Raw genomic sequence first — 20,173 nt, 5'->3', positions numbered from 1 at the left:
TTTCGTGATACGCCGCAGGGGCCCGGTCAGGCGCCGAGCCGGTCGGCGACGGCCCGCACCTCGCCGGAGGCGAGCGGGTCGCACAGCATCTCCACCCGGTGCACCAGGCGCGGCGCCGTCAGCGGCACCGCCGTCAGCGCTCCCGCTCCCGCGTCGGCCGCGGCCGACGCGGGCAGCAGGGCGAGGCCGTGCCCGGCGGCCACCAGCTTCAGGACGGTGCGCAGGTCATGGCCGTCGTAGCGGAACCCGGTCCGAAAGGCGCCGCCGCCCGCCACCTCGCGCAGCCGCTCCACCGGCACGAAGGCGGGGGCGTGCAGCCACAGCGCGTCGGCCAGGCCGGCCAGCGCGAGCCCCCGCCCGCCCGCCAGCGGATGCCGCGCGGGCAGGACCACCACCAACTCCTCCTCCGCGATCCCCACGCCGGTCGGCGCCCCCGTGCCGGCCAGGCGCAGCGGATCGCTCGGAGCCGCGATCCCGTCGGCGAACCCCAGGTCGGCGTCACCGGAGGCGACCTCCTCGGCCACGCGATCGCGGTCGGCCGTACGCAGCGTCACCGCCGGACCGCCCGGCTCCAGGGCGCGGACGACCGCCGGGACCAGCGCCAGAGGGGAGGCCGTCACGGTCAGCCGCCCGGCCGGCCCGGCGGCGGCACGCAGCACGTCCGCGCGGGCCGCCCGGTGCCGCAGCAGCAGCGGCCGGGCGTGCTCCAGCAGCCGCTCCCCCGCCCGGGTCGGCGCCACCGGACGGCGGCGCAGCAGCGGCAGGCCCAGATCGGCCTCCAGCGCGGCGATCTGCTGGGACACCGCCGACTGGGTGTAGCCGAGCTCCTCGGCGGCGGCGGAGAAGGACCGGCGGCGGACGACGGTCACGAACGTGCGCAGCAGATGCGGATCCACGGCGCATCAGTATCACTTATCGCCGCAGCAGGAATCATCGTTGGCCCTCATCGGCGGGCGGCGGTCAGGATGGGCGCGTGACCATCGCGAGAATCGCCCTGGTGGGCGACAGATCACCCGCCGTCCAGGCCCACACCCGTGTCCCCGCCCTCCTCGCCGCGTTGCGTGAGCGCGACGGACTGACCGTGGACGCCTACTGGATCCCCACCGACGAGGCCGAAGGGCTGGAGGGGTTCGACGGCGTCTGGATGCTGCCCGGCAGCCCCTACCGCAGCGAGGCCGGCGCGGTGAACGCCGCCCGCACCGCCCGCGAGAACGGCATCCCGTTCCTCGGCACCTGCGGGGGCTTCCAGCACACCCTGCTGGAGTACGCCCGCGACATGCTGGGCCTGCGGGTCGCGCACGCCGAGAACGACCCCGGAGCCGGGGAGTTCCTGCTGGTCCCCCTGGCCTGCTCGCTCGCCGGCCACGAGGAGGAGGTACGGCTGGAGCCGGGCTCGCTGATCGAGAGGATCGTCGGCGCGGACCGCACCGTGGAGAAGTACTCCTGCGGCTTCGGCCTCGACCCCGCCTACGTGCCGGTGCTCGAAGAGGGCGGGCTGAGGTTCACCGGCCGCGGCGCGGAGGGGGCCGTACGGGTCCTGGAGCTGCCCGGTCACCCCTTCTTCCTCGCCACCCTCTTCCAGCCGGAGCTGGCCGGGGACGGCGGCAGGCCGCATCCGGCCATCACCGCGTTCGCCTCCGCGGCCGTCGCCCACGCCTCGGCTCACGCACGGTGACGGGTGCCGCCAGGACGCGCCTTGTCCGCGGCGGATCCGCATGGGTGAGAATGTGCCGATGACGACCTCCGCCGACGCCTCAGGTCCGGTCCGGATCGTGACGGCCGTTCTTCGCGACGGCGATCGGGTGTTGCTGTGTCATCGAAGCGCCGCACGCCGTTGGTATCCCGACGTGTGGGACCTGCCGGGCGGTCATGTCGAGGAGGGGGAGGATCCGAAGGAGAGCCTTGTCCGCGAGCTCCGGGAGGAGCTGGGGATCACGGCGCCGGAGCCGTCCGGCCCGCCGATGCGTCGGATCCTGACCGCGGCGTTCGACATGCGGATCTGGCTGGTCGACGGCTGGAACGGAACACCCGTCAACGCCGCGCCGGACGAGCACGACGCTGTGGCGTGGTTCGAGACGTCCGACCTCGGCGGCCTGCGTCTCGCTCATGAGTCGTATCTCTCAATGCTCACCGCCGTGCTTGTCACGTGACGCCGCCCGGAAGCCTGGGGTGCGCTCGGCTGCGGATCCGCGTACTCGCCCCGGCCCGATTCATGATCGACCGGGGCCGCTATCGGGTCGCCCGCACCGGCGTCCCCCTGCCCGCCGAACCCGCCCCGCGGCAAGAAGACGGTGACCGGGAGGGCGAGCTGCAGGTACGGCCGACCACCCAGCGCATCTTGGCCGCCCGCCTGCGCGACGACCGCCCCGAGGGCCAGATCGGGGGGTGGGCTGGCGGTGGCGCCTCCGAGGGGAATACCGGACAGTGCGGCGGTTCTGGCCGGTCAGAACCGCCACATATACCAGTTCGTGACAAGTCTCAGCGACCGGGATCGGCCCGGGTCGAATTTCACGCGGTGCCCGCTAGGTGACAATGTCAGTAACGGGTTCGTGACACCTTGACGCGGTATCGGCCGCAAACGGCAATCTTGGAAGGGTGTCGACTTCCCCCGCCTCGCAGCCCCAGAGCACACCTCCGACACCGGTCCGGAACCGCCGACGTCGGGCGGTGACGGCCGTGGGCGTGACCGTGTCGGTGCTGGCGCTGACCGTCGGGCTGGTGGGGTTCTTCGCCGACCCGCTGCACCTGCCTGATGCGGTGCTGGACGTGCTGGATAAGCGGGCTAGCGTGCTGAGCCTGTTCGTCGGCGTCGCGAGCCTGGTGGTGGCCGGAGTGGGGTTGCTGACCCAACTGCGCGAACAGGCCACGCCGTCATCCGATGCGCCCGCCGTACCTGCAGCATCCTCCTCGGGGCCGGGGTCGCCGGTGGTGGGCGGGGCGATGGCGGGTGGCATGGTCGTCGGGCAGGTCTCCGGCGGTACGGTGACCGGCCCGGGCGGCGCCGCAGCCGGGGCGGAGCGGGCGGTGGCCGTGACCGGCGACCTCACCGCCGGAATGCTCATCACCGGCGACGGGGCCACGATCACCACGACGACCGCCGAGGTGCGGCCGCCGCTGCCGCCCGCCGACGCGGTGCAGGTGCCGGTGGGCGGGCTGGCCGGGCTGCCGCGCCGCCCGGCGGGAGTGTTCGTCGGACGGCAGGAGCAACTGGGGCAGCTGGAGGCGGCGCTGCGCTCCGGCCCCGGGGTGATCACCCAGGCGGTGGTCGGGCTGGGCGGGATCGGCAAGAGCGAACTGGCCCTGCAGTACGCCGAGCGGCACCAAGGCGCCTACCGGCTGGTGTGGTGGATCACCGCCGAGATCCCGGAGCAGATCCAGGCCGGGCTGGCCGGGCTGGGCCGGGCGCTGTGCGCGGGCGTAGCCTCCACGGCTGCGGCCCAGGCGCCGGCCGAGGAGGCCGAGGCCTGGGCACTGGCCTGGCTGGCCGCCCATGACGACTGGCTGGTGGTCTTCGACAACGCAGCGGATGCCGAGGACCTGCAACCATACCTCGGTCGCCTGCGCACCGGACACGTGCTGGTCACCAGCCGCCGCGCCGTCGGCTGGCGGGACGTCGGTGAGGTGCTGCGGCTGGAGGTGCTGCCGCGCGCCGAGGCGGTGGAGCTGCTGCTGGAGATGATCGGCACCGAGACCACCATTGACCGGGCGGTGGCCGGGGAGCTGGCGGCGGAGCTCGGTGAACTGCCGCTGGCGCTCAAGCAAGCCGGCGCCTACCTCGCCGCCACCCCCGGCATGGACCCGGCCACCTACCTGGACCTGCTGCGCACCACCCCGGCGCGGGCACTGAGCGCCGATCCACGGCACGATGCGGCGACCGACCGGGTCGTCACCCGGGTATGGCAGGTGACGTGTGCGCGGATCGAGCGGATCAACCCACGGGCGATGCGGCTGCTGCACGTGCTGGCCTGCTACGCCCCTGATGACCTGCCGTGCGAGGTGCTGACCGGGGTCGAGGGTACCGACGCCGCCGCCATCGCCGACGCCCTGGGAACTCTGGCCTCCTACAGCATGATCAACCGATCGCGGGATGGGCAGGCGGTGAGCGTCCACCGCCTGGTCCAAGCCGTCACCCTGGCCGCCCTGCCTGATGACGCCCGGACCGTTACCCGCGCCGTCGCCGCCGACCTGCTGCAGGCCGCACTGCCCGACAATCCCGAGCACATCTCCTCCTGGCCGACCTACGCCCGGCTATTGCCACATGCCCAGGCTGTCCTGGACGCCGGCTCCGACGCCATGAATGCCGTCCTTATCTACTTGAACGCCAGCGGCGACTACCGCACCGCCCGAACCCTGCAACACCGCCGCTACATCGTGCTGAACCACGCCCTTGGACCTGAACATCCGGAGACGCTGGGCGCCCGGGTCAACCTGGCGTTCCTCACGGAGAGAGCGGGGGACACGGCAGGTGCCCGGGAACAGCTCGCGGCACTGCTGCCCGTATTCGAGCAGGTAATGGGCCCAAAGCATCCGGGCACGCTGATCGTCAGGATGCACCTCGTAGCTGTCACTGGGAGGGCGGGGGATGCGGTCGGTACTCGGGATCGATACGCGGCCCTGGTGCCAGTTGCCGAGCGGGTACTGGGTCCGGAGTATCCGGAGACACTGACCATCCGAGCCGACCAGGCGTCCTGGACGGGGCAGATGGGGAATGCGGCAGGCGCCCGGGACCAGCTCACGGCACTGCTGCCCGTATTCGAACGGGTAATGGGTCCGAAACATCCGGAAACGTTGAAGGTCCGGGCAAACCTGACGTCCTGGACGGGAAATGCGGGAGACGCGGCAGGCGCCCGGGACCAGCTCGCGGCACTCCTGCCGACATTTGAGCAGGTGATGGGTCCGAAGCATCCGGAGACGTTGACGGCGCGGGGCAATCTGGCGTCTTGGACGGGAAGTGCGGGGGACGCGGCAGGCGCCCGGGACCAGCTCGCGGCACTCCTGCCGACATTTGAGCAGGTGATGGGTCCGAAGCATCCGGGCACACTGATGGCTCGGGCCGGCCTGGCGTTCTGGACGGGAAAGGCGGGGGACGTGGCCGGTGCTCGGGATCGGTACACAGCCCTGGTGCCGGTACTTGAGCGGGTGCTGGGTCCCGAGCATATGGGCACAATGACCGCCCGGACCAACCTCGCAGCCGTGACGGCAGAGGCGGGGGATGCGGCCGGTGCCCGAGACCAGTACGAGGCGTTGCTGCCGGTGCTCGAACGGGTAATGGGTCCGAAGCATTCGGAGGTGTTAGCTGCCCGCGCCAGCCTTGCCCGGTGGACGAAGGAGGCTGAGGAGCGTCTCTGAAACGGTGGTGATCTCAAGGGATCAACGCATCACCGCTGTTCAAGATCTCAGCGTAGACCTCCGCTGGAATGGTGATCCGTCTCAGCGCGGCAGTTGCTGCGCCTGGCTGGTTCGTGGTTCGCGCAGTTCGGGGATGTGGTTGTACAGCGTTCCCGGGCCGACGCCGAGCAGCTTGGCGCCGGGCCAGGTCGTGGCCGTCCCGGCGGCCTGACGTGCCCGCTCAGTCGCCGAAGGCCCGTACCGCCGCGGCGATCGGCTCCAGTCCCGCGGCCAGCTCGTCGAGCTCGTCCGCACTGAGCACGCCGTACGCCGGCGCGGCCAGCTCGTCGGTGAGCGCCTCGATCCGCCGCTTGGTCTCCCGGCCGGCGTCGGTGAACCCGCCGGCGGCGTCCACGAGGCCGCGGCCGCGCAGCCCGTCGACCACGGCGGCCAGCCGTGCCTTGGGCAGGTGGTGGATCCGGCCGAACTCCTCCGCCCTCATTCCGAGGGAAACGGCCATGAGGACGTGGGACTCGGTGCCGCCGATGCCGTGGGCGAGAAGGGCGGCGTTGTGGCCGTCCCCGCGGTGCTCCCGCAGGAGCGTCGCCGCGTGCCAGAGCCTGGCCACCGGCTCCTCGGGCACGTCGAGCGCCCGCAGCCCGGCGTACAGTGGCCGGCCCTCGGCCGGCGCGCTGACCGCCGCCCGGGTGGCGAGGTCGGCGGCCCGCACCAGGCCGGGCGAGTCGGCGAGCTCTCCGATCATCTGCCGCAGGGCGGCGGCGCTGCCCCGTTCGCGTACGGTGATCGCCTCCTGCGGGGTGACCTTTCCCCACACCCAGGGGATGTGGCGTGCCACCTCGCCGTCGGCGAAGTTGTAGAAGACCGCGTGTACCACCGCGGCCGGCGCCGGCCCCAGCGGTGCGGCCCGGCCCGCGAAGTATCCGTCCCAGTAGTCGCGCATGCCGAGGGCCAGGAACGCCTCGTTCACCACCTCGGAGAAGGTGACGGTGGCGATCGGCTCGACGAGCTCGAACATGCGGCGGATCCTGGCCTGTGGGTGCTGCTGCATCGGTCGGCATCTCCCCTGGTCGTGACAGCTGATCGTGACAGCCGGTCGTGACGGCGCCCTCGTGGGCGACCGTTCACCCTGACTACGAACGACGCGGCCCGGATACGACAACCCCGGTCGATTCCGCCGGGCGGCGCCGGGGTGTCACCCGGACTCGACGCCGTAGCGGCCGGCCGCATCGACCGGGCCGAGGACGGACAGCGTCCCAGACGCCGTCGGCCGTCCGGACGCGAGGACACCGGTGGGCCGTATCCCGCGAAGCCGGGTCACGCCGGACCCTCACCCGCAGGAAGGTCGCGCAGCGTCCGCAGCGGTGAGCACACGATCGGCAGGCAGCTCACCGCCAGCACGCCTGCCCCCGCCCACAGCGCCGCCCGCACCCCCGCCAGCTCGCCGACCAGGCCGGACACCCCGGCGCCGATCGCCAGCGCCCCGGTCAGCAGGAAACGCATCGTCGCCCCGACCCGGCCCAGCAGCCGATCCGGGGTGACCCGCTGCCGGTAGCTCACCTTGATCACGTTGCTGACGCCGACCTTGACGGTGAGCACCGCCCACGCCGCCCCGGCCGCCCACAGTCCGGCGCCGCCGTCCAGCAGCGGCACCAGCGGCAGGAAGGGCACGATCCCGACGCTGGTCAGCAGGATCAGCCGCCCCTCCCCCAGCCGCGTGCCCAGGCGGCGTGCGGCGGCCGAGCCGAGGAGGGAGCCGGCCCCGCCCGCGGTGAGGAACGCGCCGAGCCACAGCGGGGACAGGCCCGGTTCCCGGACGAACAGCACGGGCAGCATCGTCAGGACGATCTGGCTGCCCAGGTTCGTCAGCGCGCCCTCGGCGGTGAAGGCCCGCAGGATCGGGTGGCGAGCCACCAGCCGGACCCCCTCGGCGATGTCGCGGCCCAGGCTCGCCCCCGCCGTACCGGGCCGAGGCTCGGGGCGGCGGATGGAGCGCAGGCACAGCGCCGACCACAGGAAGCTCAGCGCGTCCACGGCGATCGCCACCGGGGCCGACAGCAGCTCCACCAGCAGGCCGCCGACGCCCCGGCCGGCGAGCTGGTTGGCCGCGTCCATGCTGACCAGCGCGGTGTTGGCGGCCGTCAGCCGTCCGGGCCCGACCAGGTGCGGCAGGTAGCTCTGGTCGGCGACGTCGAAGAACACCGTGGCCGCCCCGCACAGCAGCGCCACCGCGTACAGCTGTGCCAGGGTCAGCGCCCCCGCCCACCAGGCGAGCGGCACCGACCCCAGCAGTACGGCCCGCGCCAGATCGGCCGCCACCAGCACCGGCCGCCGCCGCACCCGGTCCACCCAGGCCCCCGCGGGCAGGCCGATCAGCAGGAACGCCAGGGTGCTCGCCGCCGCGAGCGCCCCGACCTCCGCGGGCCCGGCGCCGAGCGCCGTCACCGCCGCCAGGGGCAGCGCCAGCTGCCCGATCGAGGTGCCCAGCCTGCTGGCCGTGGCCGCGGCGAACAGCCGCCGGAAATCGGCGTCGGCGAACACCGCGCCGCCGGACGTCGTCGAAGTCGTCATGCGCCCGACCCTGCCGTCGCCTCCCGGTCCGCTCCATCGATTCGCGCTGGAGCGAATCGGCCGGTGCGCGGTACCGTTCCGGCTCCGATGGAGGGCTGCCGGAACGCCTACGAGGAGGGCCGCGGCGTGCTGCGACTGGAGTTCGGGCTGGCCGATCTGGCCTGCACGCGGTTCGCGTTCTCACCCCTGTGGGAGGTGGTGGCGAGCACACGGGTGCTCAGGAGCCCCGGCGAGCACCCGCTGCACCGCCCCTGGACGTCGGCCGTCGCACCGAGGCTGCGGGCCGCGGGCGTCGACTGGGGCATGCTCGCCGAGCTGGTGCCTGTGCCCACCCGGGTGATCCCGGCGTTCGTCTGCCCGCCGCCGGTCACCACCTCGCCCGGCCTGGAGCTGGAGCTGGCGACCATGCGCGCCACCCCGCCCGAGCGGGTCCGCGCCGACCTCACCGGGATGGACGGCTCCCGCCTGGCCGTGCTGCGCGAGGACCCCGTACGCGGGCTGGCGGAGCTGTCGGAGGTGATCCGTGCCTACTGGGACGTGGCGCTGGCACCGTACTGGCCGGGCATCCGCGCCCTGCTCGACGGCGACATCCTGCACCGGGCCCGGCTGCTGGCCGAGGGCGGCGTGGGCCGGCTGCTCGACGACCTGGACCCGGCCGTCCGGTGGGAGGACGACGCCCTGTTCGTCAGGCACCGGCACGTGTCGGACGAGCGGAGGCTGGGCGGGCGGGGGCTGCTGCTGGTGCCCTCGGTCTTCATCTGGCCGCGGGTCTTCTCGGTCACCGTCCCGCCGTGGCAGCCCACGCTGCGTTACTCGCCGCGCGGGATCGCCACGCTGTGGGAACACCGCCGGACCGAGGTGCCCGAGGCGCTGGCGGGGGTGCTCGGCCGCTCCCGCGCGATGCTGCTGGGCGAGCTGTCGGCTCCCGCCTCCACCACCGAGCTGAGCCGGCGGACCGGCATGTCCATGGCCGGGGTGTCACGGCACCTGACCGCGCTTCGCGCGGCGGGGCTGGCCGGCGCGCACCGGTCGGGAAGGTTCGTGCTCTACGCGCGCACCGAGGCGGCCGAGGCCCTCCTCACCGGGCCGCCGCGCTGAGCCGGCGCCCTTCCTCTGACGAGCGCGACGCCCGGCCGCACCGGCCTGCCGTTCCTCGGCCCGCTTCGGCCCGCTCCTGCTCCGTTGCTGATATCCGACCACGGAATCAGTAACGGAAACTCAGAACAGCGGTGCGGCTGCCGGATGTGTGTCGTCCGCGGTTGTCATGGCCTGGTGCGCCGGGGGACGGGTCGGACGGTTGTAGCCGGTGTACCGGTGACGTGCTCGGGGGCGTACATGCCGGCGAGCAGGCGCAGGCGTTCCTCGGAAGCGCTGCCCGGCTCCGCATGGTACATGATCAGCGTCTGCCCGCCTGTGCCCGGGACCAGCAGCTTTTCGTAGCGCAGCTCCAGAGGGCCGGCCTGGGGATGCAGGAGCAGGCTGGTGCCGCTGGCCTTGTGCTTGACATCCTGCCGGGCCCAGAGCCTGCGGAACCGCTCGCTGCGCAGGGAGAGCTCACCGAGGATCTCGACCAGGCGCGGGTCGTCGATGTCCGCGCCGACGACGGAGCGCAGATAAGGGACGACCCGGGCGGTCATGTCCTCCCAGTCCTGATGGAGCTCCCGCATCTCTGGTTCCAGGAAAGCCGCGAGGATGCCGTTGCGGCCCGGGGCGTTGAACGGTGAGAGGGCGATGGCGAGGCTGTTGGCGGCCAGTACGTCCATGTACTTGCCGTGGACGTACGCCGGGGTGAGCGGCCACGTGTCGATGAGGGCGCGGATGCCCTCGCCGACCCTCTCGGGTTTGCGGGGCCGTTTGCGCCGAGCTCTCGCCGGTGCGGCGATCTGCAGCAGGTAGGCCGTGGCCTCCTCGTCCAACTGCAGTGCGCGGGCGATGCTGCGCAGGACCTGCTCGGAGGGGTTTTTGTCGCGGCCCTGCTCCAAGCGGTTGTAGTAGTCGGAGCTGATTCCCGCGAGGAAGGCGACCTCCTCGCGGCGCAGCCCGGGGACGCGCCGGTTGCCTTGATCCAGAACCCCGGCTTCGTCGGGCTGGACCAGTTCCCTGCGGGCGCGCAGATATCGGCCCAGTGTGTTGGCGTCTCCGGCGGCGGTCATGTTTCCAGGTTAGGAGGCATTTTCGGTTCTCTGGGAGGCCCTGCCGGTCCCAGTCTCAGCCCGTCCTGGTCCGCCTGGCGGCGTTCGGCGCAGGATGACGGCAAAGTCCGAGCACCAGGGAGGAATACGTCACATGTCCCAGCTCTTCACCACCCCATTCGACCGCACCAGCACCGCCTCCGATGTGATCGAGGGCGTCGACCTGTCCGGCAGGCGGGTGGTCGTCACGGGGGCCAACTCGGGCATCGGTGTCGAGACGGCCCGTGCTCTGGCGGCCGGCGGCGCCGAGGTCACGCTCGCCGTGCGCCGTTCCGACGCCGGCGAGCAGGCCGCGACAGAGCTGCGCAAGACCACCGGGAACGACGCGATCCACGTCGCCCGCCTGGACGTTTCCGACCTGGAGTCGGTACGCGCGTTCACCGCCGCCTGGCAGGGCCCGCTGCACATACTGATCAACAACGCCGGAATCATGATGCCACCGGAGCTCGAGCGCGGCACCGGCGGCCACGAGCAGCAGTTCGCCACCAACTACTTGGGGCACTTCGCCTTGAGCCTGGGGCTGCACCGCGCCCTCGCCGAGGCGGACGGTGCGCGCCTGGTCTCGGTGTCCTCCGGCGGCCACCTGTTCTCCCCCGTGGTCTTCGACGACATCGACTTCCGCTTCCGCCCGTACGACGCGCTCACCGCCTATGGCCAGTCCAAGACCGCGGAGGTCCTCCTGGCCGTCGAGGCACAGCGCCGCTGGGCCGGCGATGGCATCATGGCCAACGCCCTGCACCCCGGTGCGATCGCCACCAACCTGCAGCGGCACACCGGCGGCCTGAGGACGCCGGAGCCCTACCGCAAGACGGTCGAGCAGGGTGCCGCGACCAGCGTGTTCCTCGCCGCGTCCCCACTGGTCGAAGGAGTCGGCGGGCGCTATTTCGAGGATGTCAACGAGGCGCCGGTGGTCGATGCCCGGCCCACGCGATTCGGCGTTCCCGCCGTGGCCCGCTACGCGCTGGACCCGGCGAACGCCGAACGCCTCTGGGAGCTGGCGAGCGACATCGTCTGCTGAGCACGCTCTCCAGTCCTCGTTTCTCACCCGTACGACGAAAGAACATCGCAACGAAGGTGCCGATCAGGAAGGTCGGCTTCGTCGGTCTCGGCGACCAGGGCGCCCCCATGGCAGAGGTCATCGGCGAGCACGGCTTCGACCTGCACGTATGGACCCGGCTCCGCGCCTCCTTGGCGGCGGTGGAGAAGGTCCCGCACACCGTGCACGCCACGGTGGCCGAACTCGGGACGTCCGCCTCAGCCGACGTCGATCACGATCTTGCCGTGGAGGGCGCCGCTCTCCACGGCCGCATGGGCGTCGACGACGTCGGCGAGCGTGAAGCGCCTGGGGTCGAGCAGCGGCTTGAGCGCCCCCGCGTCGGCGAGCGCGGCCGCCTCGCGCATGATCTCGCCGTGGTGCTCCCGGTTCCGACCGGTCAGCATGGGCAGCAGGGTGAAGACACCGGAGTAGGTCGCCCCGCGGAAGGACAGGGGCGCGAGGCTGTGGGTCCCCCAGCCCAAGGCGCTCACAACGTGACCTGTGTAGGTGCGTACCGCCGCAAAGGATGCGTCGAGCACGGCCCCGCCGACGGTGTCGAAGATGACATCGAAGCCCTGGCCGCCGGTGTGCTCGGCGACGTACTCCTCCACCGCGGTGGTGGTGTAGTCGATGGGGGTGGCCCCCAGGCGCTCAACGACCTCCAGCCGCGAAGGCGAGGCGGTAGCGAAGACCTCGGCGCCGCGGGCCCGGGCGATCTGCACGGCCACATGACCGATGCCGCCGGCCCCACCGTGGATGAGGACCTTCTGCCCCGGGCGGACCTGTGCCCGGTCGATCAGCCCCTCCCAGGCCGTGATGACGACCAGGGGCAGGGCCGCGGCCTCGCGCATGCTCAGCGCGGTCGGCTTGCGGGCGAGCAGTCGGGCGTCGACGGCCGCGTACTCGGCGAGCGAGCCCTGCAGATCACCGACGCCGCCGGTCATGCCGTAGACCTCGTCGCCGGGCGTGAAGTCGTTGACGCCTGTGCCGACCGCCTCGACCACGCCGGCCAGATCCAGGCCGAGGACCGCTGGTAGCGTGCGCTTGGCGTGGGCGGCCTTGCCCGCCCATATCTTGGTGTCCAGCGGGTTGACGCCACTGGCCATGACCTTGACCAGAACCTGGCCCGGGCCGGCGTCGGGCTTGTCGATCTCGCTGAGGATCAGCGGAGTGCCGAACTCTTGTAGAACCACTGCGCGCATGACTGTGCCTTCTTCTTGTCCTGTCAGGTGGGTGTGGGGCCGGGGGCGTCGGAGACGGCTGCCATGAAGGCCGGTGCCGCGTATGTCGGTTACGGTGCCTGGCTGGTTCGGGCGCGATCAGGTGCAACCGGCGACAAGCAGGCGGGCCGCGGATTTCGCCTCATCCACGACGGTGCGGTCCTGGAGCAGGCGCCCGGAGGCCAGGGCGCCATCGATCAGGAGCCCGATATGCCGGGCGAGCGCCTGCGGGGCGGCGGCGCCGGCCTTCTCGCTCAGCTCGGTCAGCCATGCCTGACGGCGCTGAGTGTGCTGCACGGTGATGGTCCGGGCCTGCGAGTCGAGGTCCGCCTCGACCGCCGCACTGATGAACGGACATCCGAAGAAGCCATGCCGGTCGAAGGCGTCCGTCAGCGCGTCGAACAACCCGACGAGCTGCTCGCGAGGGCTGTCCCCGGCGCGTGCGGCGGCATCCTGCAGCTGCGCCATCCAGGAGTCGTCGGTCCTGCGCAGGTACGCCGCGACGAGCTCCTCCTTGGTATGAAAGTGCACGTACAGCGTCGATTTCGCGACGCCCGACGCCACGATGACCTGATCGATGCCCACACCGCGCAGCCCGTTCGCGTAGAACAGCTCGGCCGCCGCAGTGAGGATCTTCTCCTCGGATTTCGTCTTCCTGACTCGCGTCGCCATCACCACACCTCCTTAATCAAACAGACTAGTCCGTACGATTAAGAGCTGACAAGCCAGGGTCCGGCGCTCGGCGTCACCCGGGGGAATGTGACTCTCCGTGATGATCGAGGGACTCCGGGCGAGCGTTCAGCCCAGTACCCCAGCTGACGCTCGGCGCTCCCGAAGACCGGATCCACATCGACCGCGGCCTTTTGGCCTTCGAGGAGGCTGCGTGCAGAAATTAGCGGTAGGGAGTTGATCTTCGTACCGGTTCGATGACGGTGCTCGTTTGGGCAGGTCGCGGGGCTTACGTTCCTGGGCCATGCCCTTCGAATTTCTCTCCGATGAGTAGATCGCCCGCTATGGCCGCTTCCCCGAGGAGCCCTCGTCTGCGGAGCTGGAGCAGTTCTTCCGGCTGGATCGCAGTGCCTAGGATGCACTGGCCGCGAAACGGCGCCCAGCCAGAAGCTCGGCTGGGCCGTACAGTGCTACCGGCGGATGATCGGCACGCAGCTGAACGTACAGGAGGCCCGGCACCGGCTCGCCCGCAAGATCGCCTTCGGCAACCGCGGGCAGTTGCGCCGGCGCTACCGCGAGGGCATGGAAGACCAGCTCGGCAGCCTGGGTCTGGCGCTGAACGCGGTCATCTGGTGGAACAGTCTCTATCTGGATGCCGCCGTGCAGCGGCTGCACGCCCAAGGCTTCCCGGTCACCGACGAGATGTGCGCCCGGCTGTCACCGATCGCCTACGAGCTCATCAACTTCCTGGGCCGCTACGCCTTCACCCGCGCTGACGTCGGCTCCGGGCTGCGCCCCTTCCACGACGTGCCCGCCCCGGCCGGCTGAGCCCGCCGCCGACGGGCGGTCAGCAGCAGAACTTCAGGTAGTTCTGCAGGTCGGCGAGGATGCGGGCGACACCGTCGCGGTCGCCTCGGTAGAGCACTTCCTTGCCGTCGCGGCGGGAGGTGACGATGCCGCCGCGGCGCAGCAGGGCGAGCTGCTGGGAGGCGGCGGACTGGCTGATGCCGGCGCGTTCGGCGACCTGGTTGACCGACAGCTCGGCGCCTTGGGCGAACAGCAGCATGATCTGCTGGCGTCCGGGGTTGGCCAGGGCCTTGAGGAAGTCCTGGGCGGCCTGCGGTAGTTGCGGCGCGCACGTGGCACTCTCCGCACCGTCCTTCGGTGTGGCTGATGGCGTTGCGGTCTCGGCCATGCCTGCTCCCTCCTTTTCACTGCACCCTACCCTCATACCAACTTATTGACATATTAGAAAATGACGGTACGTTCTGCGGCATGCCCATCGACAACGACAACATCGTGATCGTCGGAGCCGGACAGTCCGGCCTGGCCGCCGCGCACGCCGCCCTGGATCAGGGACTACGGCCCCTACTGCTGGAAGCCTCCGATCGGGCCGCCGGATCCTGGCCGCGCTACTACGACAACCTGGCCCTGTTCTCGCCCGCCCGCTACAGCAGCCTGCCCGGCATGGCCTTCGGCGGCGACCCCGAGCGCTACCCGCACCGCGACGAGGTCGTCACCTACCTGGAGCGGTATGCCGCCGCCCTGATCGAGCGCGGCGCCGAGCTGCGCACCGGCGCCCGCGTCCAGGCCGTCCACCTCGTCGGCGAGCCCGGCGTGAGCGGCTTCCTCGTTCGCCTGGCCGACGGGCAGGAGCTGACCGCTCCTGCCGTCATCGCGGCCAGCGGTTCCTTCGGCCGCCCACACCGGCCCGCGTTGGCCGGCCTGGACACCTTCACCGGCCCGGTGCCGCACGTCGCCGACTACCGCGCACCGGCCTCGCTGCCCGGTGAGCACATCATCGTGGTGGGGGCGGGCAACTCGGCGGTCCAGGTCGCCTACGAACTGGCCGCCGAGCGCCGGGTGACGCTGGCCAGCCGGGAGCCGATCCGGTTCGTGGACCAGCGCCCGCTGGGACGTGACCTGCACTTCTGGTTCCGCCTGACCGGGTTCGACCGGCTGCCGCTGGCCCGCGCCGAGGCCCCGCCCGCCTCGCCGGTGCTCGATGACGGCCGCTACCGCCGGGCGCTGCGCAAGGGCCGCTACACGCGCAGGGCGATGTTCGCCCGTCTGGAGGGCGATCACGCGGTCTGGCCCGATGGCGGGCGTGAGCGCGTCGATGCGGTGCTGCTGGCCACCGGCTATCGGCCGAACCTGCCCTATCTCACCGACCTGGGCGCACTGGACGACGGTGGTCACCCGCGCCAGCGCCGCGGCCTGTCGCTGACCCATCCCGGCCTGGGCTACCTGGGCCTGGAGTGGCAGCGCACCCCCTCCTCCAACACCCTGCGCGGCGTCGGCGCGGACGCCGCGCACGTAGTGGGGATGCTCGCCCGTCACCTGCGCGGCGCTCCCCGGCGCGCCGGCCGGCAATCCTGAGGCTGCCCAGGTACTCCTGTCCCGCCTCGACCACAGGCTGATTTGACTTTCATCTAAGCAGTGACGCATGATGACTCCTGCTTAGATAAACTTCTATCCAAAGGGGTGCGTGATGCGCGCTCTGTTCACCCGACGCCGCCCGTCCACCGACTGGACCGGCTTCACCGTCGACAAGGCCACCTCGCGGGTGTGCGACCTTGACTGCCGCGCCGATGCCGCCATCGAGCGCGCCCGCCTCTACGCCATGTTCCCGTCCTTCCGCTAGCCCACGCGCCCACCTGGAGAGCCGTCATGAGCGACAGTTGCTGCGGCACCACCGCGATCGAGATCGAGCAGTTCACCACTCCCCAGCAGACCGCCCCGGGGGTGACCGGCTTGCCGGTCGTCGTGATCGGCGCCGGGCCGGTCGGACTGGCCGCCGCCGCCCACCTGGCCGAGCGCGGCATCGACTTCCTCCTCCTGGAAGCCGGTGAGCAGGTCGCCGCGTCGATCGCGCAGTGGGGACACGTGCGGGTGTTCAGCCCGTGGAAGTACAACATCGACGCCGCAGCCCGCCGCCTGCTGGAAGCCGGCGGCTGGAGCGCGCCCGACCCCGACTGGCTGCCGACCGGCGCCGAGCTGATCGATGACTACCTCACCCCGCTGGCCAAGCTGTTCGGCGACCGGGTCCGCCTGGGCGCGAAGGTGAGCGCGATCAGCCGCCTCGGCTACGACCGCGTGCGCACGGCAGGCCGCGAGCAGGTGCCGTTCCTCATCCGCCTGGCCGACGGCACCGAACTGACCGCCCGCGCGATCATCGACGCCTCCGGCACCTACACCAGCCCGAACGTGCTGGGCGCCAGCGGCCTGCCCGCCCACGGCGAGCACGAGGTGTTCGTCGACCACGCCCTTCCCGACGTGCTCGGCGCCGACCACGACCGCTACCAGGGCAGGCACACCCTGGTCGTGGGGGCCGGCCATTCGGCCGCCACCACCCTGCTCGCACTGGCCGAGCTGCCGGGCACGCCGATCACCTGGGCGATCCGCGGCGGCAGCGCCACCCGCACCTACGGCGGCGGCGACGCCGACGCGCTCCCGGCCCGCGGCGCGCTCGGCACCCGGCTGCGCGCCCACGTCGAATCCGGCCGCATCACGCTGCTGACCGGCTTCTTAACCCACCGCGTCAACGCCACCGGCCGGGGCGTCGAGGTGGTCAGCCGCGACCCTTCCGGCCGCGAGCAGAGCGTCACCGTGGACCAGGTCGTGAGCGCGACCGGCTACCGCCCCGACCACTCCATCGCCTCCGAACTGCGCCTGGACCTGGACCCGGTGCTCGGCTCCCCCCGTGCCCTGGCCCCGCTGATCGACCCCAACCAGCACTCCTGCGGCACCGTCCCGGCGCACGGCGTGGACGAACTCGCTCATCCCGAGCCCGGCTACTACGCGGTCGGCGTCAAGAGTTACGGCCGCGCCCCGACGTTCCTGATGGCCACCGGCTATGAGCAGGTCCGCTCCGTGGTCGCCGCGCTGGCCGGAGACTGGCAGGCGGCCCGGGACGTGCAGCTCGACCTCCCCGAGACCGGCGTGTGCTCCTCCGGCCTGGCCGAGGCCCAGGAGCAGCGCGTCGGCCTGGCCACCGGCATCAGCGGCGGCCTGCTGGCGTCTCCGCTCCCGCCGGCCACCGTCGGAGCTCCGGCGGAGTCCGGCGGCAGCTGCTGCGGCTGAAAGGAAGCACCTGATGTCTGACGGCTACCCCACCGCCGCCCAGAAGGAAGCGCTGCGCCTCATCTGCGACCACGAGCCGATGCCCGCCCACCGGCTGGGCGACGCCCTGGTCGCCGCCCGCAAGCCCAGCACCAACCCCGGCTACGGCCCGGCGATCGCCCGGATGGCGGGAACGCTCGCCTGGCGGCTGCGGGCCCAGGGCTTCATCGCCGAAACCCTTGCGGGCGACTGGGCGACCACGGCTGAGGGCCGCGCACTGATCGCCTGCCCCGCATGAGTTCCCCCGCCGAGACCGCCGCCCTCCAACAGGAGGGCGGCGGTCCTCCGCGTTGCGGACATGGCCGTCGGATCGTCGCCGCGCTGGCCGTCACCCAGACCATCGGCTACGGCGTGCTCTACTACGCCTTCTCCGTCTTCCTCTCCCCGATGGCCCACGACCTGCACACCGGCACCGCCCAGGTCGCCGCCGCGCTGACGGTATCCGTGCTGATCACCGCCGTCTGTGCCCCGCTCGCCGGGCGGTGGCTGGACGCCCACGGCGGGCGCGCCCTGATGACGCTCGGTTCGCTGCTCGGCGCCGGGGCGGTGCTGACCTGGTCGCAGGTCACCGCGCTGTGGCAGCTCTACCTGGTCTTCGCCGCCATCGGCATCGCCTGCTCGACGGTGCTGTACGAGGCCGCGTTCGCCGTCATCATCGCCTGGTACGGCGCCGACGCGCGAGGCCGTGCGCGAGGCATCCTGGCGCTCACCATCGTCGCCGGGTTCGCCTCCTCGATCTTCATCCCTCTCACCGGCCTGCTGGTCGACGCCTACGGCTGGCGCCAGGCCCTCGTGGTCCTCGGTCTCGTCTACGGCCTGGCGGCGGTCCCGCTGCACGCGCTGGTGATCCGCCGCCGCCCGGCTCACGCTCGCACCTCCGAGGCCGCCGGGGAACGCGCCGACCTCCTCAGGGCAGCCGTGCGCCGCCGTCCGTTCCGGCTGCTGGTGATCGCCTTCACCGCCAGCGGCGGCGCGGTCGCCGTCATCGCCGTCGTGCTGATCACCTACCTCATCCATCTCGGCCACAGCCCGGTCCTGGCCGCCACTCTCGCCGGACTGCTCGGCGTCCTGTCGGTCACCGGGCGGCTGGTCACCACCGGCCTGCAGACCCGCCTGCCCGCCGCTCTCATCGCCGCCGCGATCTATACGCTGCAAGGCGTCGCGGCGCTGCTCCTGCCGGTCCTGGGAGCGAGCGTCGCGGGCGTGATCGGCTGCGTCCTGCTCTTCGGGCTCGGCTTCGGCATCGGCTCCATCACGCTGCCGCACCTGCTCGTGCAGCGGTACGGCACCGCCGCCTACGCCAGCCTGTCAGGGCGGATCGCGCTCTTCTCCGTCGCAGACAAGGCCCTGGCTCCCCTCGGCGCGGTCGCGCTCGCCCAAACCGCAGGTTATGGCTGGGTGATGAGCGCGGTGGCCGTGGCCTGCGCGATCGCGGCGTTCGCGCTGCTCGCCTACCACCGCCTATAATTTAGACCGGCATCGAATTAAGGAGTCGCGTCATGGCCGCCCTCTCCACCACCCCGTGCTGCGCGCCGATCGCCCGAGAGCCGCTCGGCGAGGCCGACGCCGTCGAGCTGGCCACGCTGCTCAAGGCCGTCGCCGACCCGGTACGGCTGCGCCTGCTGTCGATGATCGGCTCGCATGCCGGCGGCGAGGCGTGCGTGTGCGATCTCACCGGCGTGTTCGACCTGACCGCACCCACCATCTCCCACCACCTGAAGGTGCTGCGCACCGCCGGGCTGATCGACGGCGAACGCCGCGGCACCTGGGTCTACTACCGCATCATCCCCGAGACGGTGAACAAGCTGGGCGCGCTGTTCGCCCCGCTCACCGATTCTGCTCCTGGACCCGACCCCCAGCCCGCGGCGGGTCGCACTGAGCTGGAGCTGCTTCCGGCATGACGGCCGCCCCTGGGTCCGTCGACGTCCTGGTGATCGGCGGCGGGCAGGCGGGCCTGGCCATGGGCTATTACCTGCGGCGTGCAGGTGTCGACTTCGTCATCCTGGACGCCGGGCAGGCCCCGGGGGGTGCCTGGCTGCACGCCTGGCCGTCCCTGCGGCTGTTCTCGCCCGCGCAGTACAGCTCCCTGCCCGGCCGGATGATGCCGATTCCGGACGACGGCGGCTATCCGGACGCCGCCCACGTCGTCGCCTACCTCACCGACTACGAGCAGCGCTACCGGCTGCCGATCGTCCGCCCGGCCGTCGTGCAGGCCGTGCGACGTGCCGGCGACCGTCTCGCCGTGGACAGCAGCGCCGGCACCTGGCACGCCCGCATCGTCGTCAGCGCCACCGGCACTTGGTGGCGTCCCTACGTCCCTCACTACCCCGGCATCCGTGACTTCGGCGGCGAGCAGCTGCACACCGCCGGCTACCGCGGACCTGAGCCGTTCCGCGGCAAGTGCGTACTGGTCGTCGGGGGCGGCAACTCCGCCGCCCAGATCCTCGCCGAACTCTCCCAGGTCGCCCAGACCACCTGGGCGACACTGCGCCCGCCCCGGGTGCTCCCTGACGAGATCGACGGCCGCGCCCTGTTCGACCTGGCCACCCGCCGCCACCAGGCCGCCCTGACCGGACAGAACGCCGACAGCATCGCCGACCTGGGCGACATCGTCGCCGTCACGCCCGTGCGCGAGGCCCGCGACCGGGGCGCACTCAAGGCCGAGCCCATGTTCTCCCGCATCACTCCCGGCGGGGTGGCGTGGGCCGACGGCAGCACGACGGCATGCGACGTGATCGTGTGGTGTACGGGCTTCCGGCCCGCCCTGGCCCACCTGGCCCCGTTGCGGCTGCGCGGCCCCGGCGGCGTGATCGGCACCGACGGCACCCGCGCCCTGGCCGAGCCACGCCTGCACCTGCTCGGCTATGGCGACTGGACCGGCCCCGCCTCGGCCACTCTTATCGGCGCCGGCCGCACCGCCCGCCAGCTGGCCGCAGAGGTCATCGCCCAGCTTTAGGCGCACGCACTTCGGTGTCATTCACACCCTTGATTCGACTTACGTCTATCTTGACGAACAT

20 protein-coding genes and 1 pseudogene are annotated in these 20,173 nt (G+C 71.8%); 14 read left to right on the top strand and 7 right to left on the bottom strand.

What is annotated here, in order from left to right:
• Nucleotides 1-26: 26 nt before the first annotated feature.
• Complete coding sequence (locus ACZ6W9_RS10415) at nt 27-896, bottom strand: LysR family transcriptional regulator (protein ID WP_389969253.1); 870 nt, start codon at nt 894-896, stop codon at nt 27-29.
• A 77-nt stretch (nt 897-973) separates the two neighbouring features.
• On the opposite strand from ACZ6W9_RS10415, the gene ACZ6W9_RS10410 reads away from it, so the two are divergent.
• The 3 genes from ACZ6W9_RS10410 (at nt 974) to ACZ6W9_RS10400 (ending at nt 5,349) form a co-directional block, all read left to right on the top strand.
• Nucleotides 974-1,675 carry a CTP synthase C-terminal region-related (seleno)protein gene (locus tag ACZ6W9_RS10410; protein WP_389969255.1) on the top strand — a complete coding sequence of 234 codons (702 nt, stop codon included), beginning with the start codon at nt 974-976 and terminating at the stop codon, nt 1,673-1,675.
• Nucleotides 1,676-1,733: 58 nt separating this feature from the next.
• The gene (locus ACZ6W9_RS10405; protein WP_389969257.1) at nt 1,734-2,150 is read left to right on the top strand and encodes an NUDIX domain-containing protein; all 417 of its coding nucleotides are present in this window, start codon (nt 1,734-1,736) and stop codon (nt 2,148-2,150) included.
• Between the two features lie 526 nt (nt 2,151-2,676).
• Nucleotides 2,677-5,349 carry a tetratricopeptide repeat protein gene (locus ACZ6W9_RS10400; RefSeq protein ID WP_470117353.1) on the top strand — a complete coding sequence of 891 codons (2,673 nt, stop codon included), beginning with the start codon at nt 2,677-2,679 and terminating at the stop codon, nt 5,347-5,349.
• A 220-nt stretch (nt 5,350-5,569) separates the two neighbouring features.
• On the opposite strand, the gene ACZ6W9_RS10395 is transcribed toward ACZ6W9_RS10400, so the two are convergent.
• Together ACZ6W9_RS10395 and ACZ6W9_RS10390 are read right to left on the bottom strand one after the other, a co-directional pair.
• Nucleotides 5,570-6,397, bottom strand: coding sequence for an SCO6745 family protein (locus tag ACZ6W9_RS10395; protein ID WP_389969261.1), 828 nt, complete (start codon nt 6,395-6,397; stop codon nt 5,570-5,572).
• A 266-nt stretch (nt 6,398-6,663) separates the two neighbouring features.
• Nucleotides 6,664-7,917, bottom strand: coding sequence for an MFS transporter (locus ACZ6W9_RS10390; RefSeq protein WP_470117350.1), 1,254 nt, complete (start codon nt 7,915-7,917; stop codon nt 6,664-6,666).
• Between the two features lie 87 nt (nt 7,918-8,004).
• Between ACZ6W9_RS10390 and ACZ6W9_RS10385 the strand changes: the two genes are divergently transcribed.
• Nucleotides 8,005-9,015 (top strand): DUF5937 family protein, encoded by a 1,011-nt coding sequence (locus ACZ6W9_RS10385; RefSeq protein WP_389969265.1) that lies wholly within the window; start codon nt 8,005-8,007, stop codon nt 9,013-9,015.
• 164 nt (nt 9,016-9,179) lie between these two features.
• On the opposite strand, the gene ACZ6W9_RS10380 is transcribed toward ACZ6W9_RS10385, so the two are convergent.
• Entirely contained in the window at nt 9,180-10,070 is an 891-nt protein-coding gene (locus ACZ6W9_RS10380) for a helix-turn-helix transcriptional regulator (protein WP_470117349.1), read from the bottom strand.
• Between the two features lie 133 nt (nt 10,071-10,203).
• On the opposite strand from ACZ6W9_RS10380, the gene ACZ6W9_RS10375 reads away from it, so the two are divergent.
• Together ACZ6W9_RS10375 and ACZ6W9_RS10370 are read left to right on the top strand one after the other, a co-directional pair.
• Entirely contained in the window at nt 10,204-11,127 is a 924-nt protein-coding gene (locus ACZ6W9_RS10375; protein ID WP_389969269.1) for an SDR family NAD(P)-dependent oxidoreductase, read from the top strand.
• Nucleotides 11,128-11,183: 56 nt separating this feature from the next.
• Nucleotides 11,184-11,348 (top strand): annotated as a pseudogene (locus tag ACZ6W9_RS10370) (NAD(P)-binding domain-containing protein); the annotation flags it as partial.
• Between the two features lie 15 nt (nt 11,349-11,363).
• Here the strand turns inward: ACZ6W9_RS10370 and ACZ6W9_RS10365 are convergent.
• Together ACZ6W9_RS10365 and ACZ6W9_RS10360 are read right to left on the bottom strand one after the other, a co-directional pair.
• Nucleotides 11,364-12,347, bottom strand: coding sequence for a zinc-dependent alcohol dehydrogenase family protein (locus ACZ6W9_RS10365; RefSeq protein WP_470117347.1), 984 nt, complete (start codon nt 12,345-12,347; stop codon nt 11,364-11,366).
• A gap of 117 nt (nt 12,348-12,464) precedes the next feature.
• Nucleotides 12,465-13,037, bottom strand: coding sequence for a TetR/AcrR family transcriptional regulator (locus ACZ6W9_RS10360; protein WP_389969273.1), 573 nt, complete (start codon nt 13,035-13,037; stop codon nt 12,465-12,467).
• A 477-nt stretch (nt 13,038-13,514) separates the two neighbouring features.
• Between ACZ6W9_RS10360 and ACZ6W9_RS10355 the strand changes: the two genes are divergently transcribed.
• The gene (locus ACZ6W9_RS10355; protein WP_389969275.1) at nt 13,515-13,862 is read left to right on the top strand and encodes a Tn3 family transposase; all 348 of its coding nucleotides are present in this window, start codon (nt 13,515-13,517) and stop codon (nt 13,860-13,862) included.
• A gap of 19 nt (nt 13,863-13,881) precedes the next feature.
• Here the strand turns inward: ACZ6W9_RS10355 and ACZ6W9_RS10350 are convergent, their stop codons facing one another.
• A complete protein-coding gene (locus tag ACZ6W9_RS10350; protein ID WP_389969277.1) occupies nt 13,882-14,229 on the bottom strand; it encodes an ArsR/SmtB family transcription factor in 348 nt (115 codons plus the stop codon).
• Between the two features lie 80 nt (nt 14,230-14,309).
• On the opposite strand from ACZ6W9_RS10350, the gene ACZ6W9_RS10345 reads away from it, so the two are divergent.
• The 7 genes from ACZ6W9_RS10345 to ACZ6W9_RS10315 all read left to right on the top strand — a co-directional run bounded on the left by ACZ6W9_RS10345 (nt 14,310) and on the right by ACZ6W9_RS10315 (nt 20,112).
• Nucleotides 14,310-15,413 carry a flavin-containing monooxygenase gene (locus tag ACZ6W9_RS10345; protein WP_389969279.1) on the top strand — a complete coding sequence of 368 codons (1,104 nt, stop codon included), beginning with the start codon at nt 14,310-14,312 and terminating at the stop codon, nt 15,411-15,413.
• Nucleotides 15,414-15,525: 112 nt separating this feature from the next.
• Nucleotides 15,526-15,678, top strand: coding sequence for a hypothetical protein (locus ACZ6W9_RS10340; RefSeq protein WP_389969281.1), 153 nt, complete (start codon nt 15,526-15,528; stop codon nt 15,676-15,678).
• Nucleotides 15,679-15,704: 26 nt separating this feature from the next.
• Nucleotides 15,705-17,117, top strand: coding sequence for an FAD-dependent oxidoreductase (locus ACZ6W9_RS10335; protein ID WP_389969283.1), 1,413 nt, complete (start codon nt 15,705-15,707; stop codon nt 17,115-17,117).
• Between the two features lie 13 nt (nt 17,118-17,130).
• A complete protein-coding gene (locus ACZ6W9_RS10330; protein WP_389969285.1) occupies nt 17,131-17,394 on the top strand; it encodes a hypothetical protein in 264 nt (87 codons plus the stop codon).
• Nucleotides 17,391-18,623 carry an MFS transporter gene (locus ACZ6W9_RS10325; RefSeq protein ID WP_389969287.1) on the top strand — a complete coding sequence of 411 codons (1,233 nt, stop codon included), beginning with the start codon at nt 17,391-17,393 and terminating at the stop codon, nt 18,621-18,623. Before ACZ6W9_RS10330 ends, ACZ6W9_RS10325 begins: the two co-directional genes overlap by 4 nt.
• Nucleotides 18,624-18,655: 32 nt before the next feature.
• Nucleotides 18,656-19,057: a metalloregulator ArsR/SmtB family transcription factor gene (locus ACZ6W9_RS10320; RefSeq protein ID WP_389969289.1), complete on the top strand. Its 402-nt coding sequence runs from the start codon at nt 18,656-18,658 to the stop codon at nt 19,055-19,057.
• Nucleotides 19,054-20,112: an ArsO family NAD(P)H-dependent flavin-containing monooxygenase gene (locus ACZ6W9_RS10315; RefSeq protein WP_389969291.1), complete on the top strand. Its 1,059-nt coding sequence runs from the start codon at nt 19,054-19,056 to the stop codon at nt 20,110-20,112. The genes ACZ6W9_RS10320 and ACZ6W9_RS10315 overlap by 4 nt, the downstream gene beginning before the upstream one ends.
• Nucleotides 20,113-20,173: the final 61 nt, after the last annotated feature.

This window comes from Streptosporangium sp. NPDC053982 (genome assembly GCF_055585205.1).
The sequence above is the reverse complement of the archived record's forward strand: the minus strand, read 5'-3'. Positions and strand labels throughout refer to the sequence as shown.

Bases quoted from the DNA above. Each gene is read 5' to 3' on its own strand.
- ACZ6W9_RS10375 (WP_389969269.1), top strand. From the start codon at position 10,204: ATGTCCCAGCTCTTCACCACCCCATTCGACCGCACCAGCACCGCCTCC.
- ACZ6W9_RS10385 (WP_389969265.1), top strand. From the start codon at position 8,005: ATGGAGGGCTGCCGGAACGCCTACGAGGAGGGCCGCGGCGTGCTGCGA.
- ACZ6W9_RS10405 (WP_389969257.1), top strand. From the start codon at position 1,734: ATGACGACCTCCGCCGACGCCTCAGGTCCGGTCCGGATCGTGACGGCC.
- ACZ6W9_RS10345 (WP_389969279.1), top strand. From the start codon at position 14,310: ATGCCCATCGACAACGACAACATCGTGATCGTCGGAGCCGGACAGTCC.
- ACZ6W9_RS10325 (WP_389969287.1), top strand. From the start codon at position 17,391: ATGAGTTCCCCCGCCGAGACCGCCGCCCTCCAACAGGAGGGCGGCGGT.
- ACZ6W9_RS10340 (WP_389969281.1), top strand. From the start codon at position 15,526: ATGCGCGCTCTGTTCACCCGACGCCGCCCGTCCACCGACTGGACCGGC.
- ACZ6W9_RS10395 (WP_389969261.1), bottom strand. From the start codon at position 6,397: ATGCAGCAGCACCCACAGGCCAGGATCCGCCGCATGTTCGAGCTCGTC.
- ACZ6W9_RS10315 (WP_389969291.1), top strand. From the start codon at position 19,054: ATGACGGCCGCCCCTGGGTCCGTCGACGTCCTGGTGATCGGCGGCGGG.
- ACZ6W9_RS10335 (WP_389969283.1), top strand. From the start codon at position 15,705: ATGAGCGACAGTTGCTGCGGCACCACCGCGATCGAGATCGAGCAGTTC.
- ACZ6W9_RS10330 (WP_389969285.1), top strand. From the start codon at position 17,131: ATGTCTGACGGCTACCCCACCGCCGCCCAGAAGGAAGCGCTGCGCCTC.
- ACZ6W9_RS10360 (WP_389969273.1), bottom strand. From the start codon at position 13,037: ATGGCGACGCGAGTCAGGAAGACGAAATCCGAGGAGAAGATCCTCACT.
- ACZ6W9_RS10355 (WP_389969275.1), top strand. From the start codon at position 13,515: ATGATCGGCACGCAGCTGAACGTACAGGAGGCCCGGCACCGGCTCGCC.
- ACZ6W9_RS10390 (WP_470117350.1), bottom strand. From the start codon at position 7,917: ATGACGACTTCGACGACGTCCGGCGGCGCGGTGTTCGCCGACGCCGAT.
- ACZ6W9_RS10350 (WP_389969277.1), bottom strand. From the start codon at position 14,229: ATGGCCGAGACCGCAACGCCATCAGCCACACCGAAGGACGGTGCGGAG.
- ACZ6W9_RS10380 (WP_470117349.1), bottom strand. From the start codon at position 10,070: ATGACCGCCGCCGGAGACGCCAACACACTGGGCCGATATCTGCGCGCC.
- ACZ6W9_RS10320 (WP_389969289.1), top strand. From the start codon at position 18,656: ATGGCCGCCCTCTCCACCACCCCGTGCTGCGCGCCGATCGCCCGAGAG.
- ACZ6W9_RS10365 (WP_470117347.1), bottom strand. From the start codon at position 12,347: ATGCGCGCAGTGGTTCTACAAGAGTTCGGCACTCCGCTGATCCTCAGC.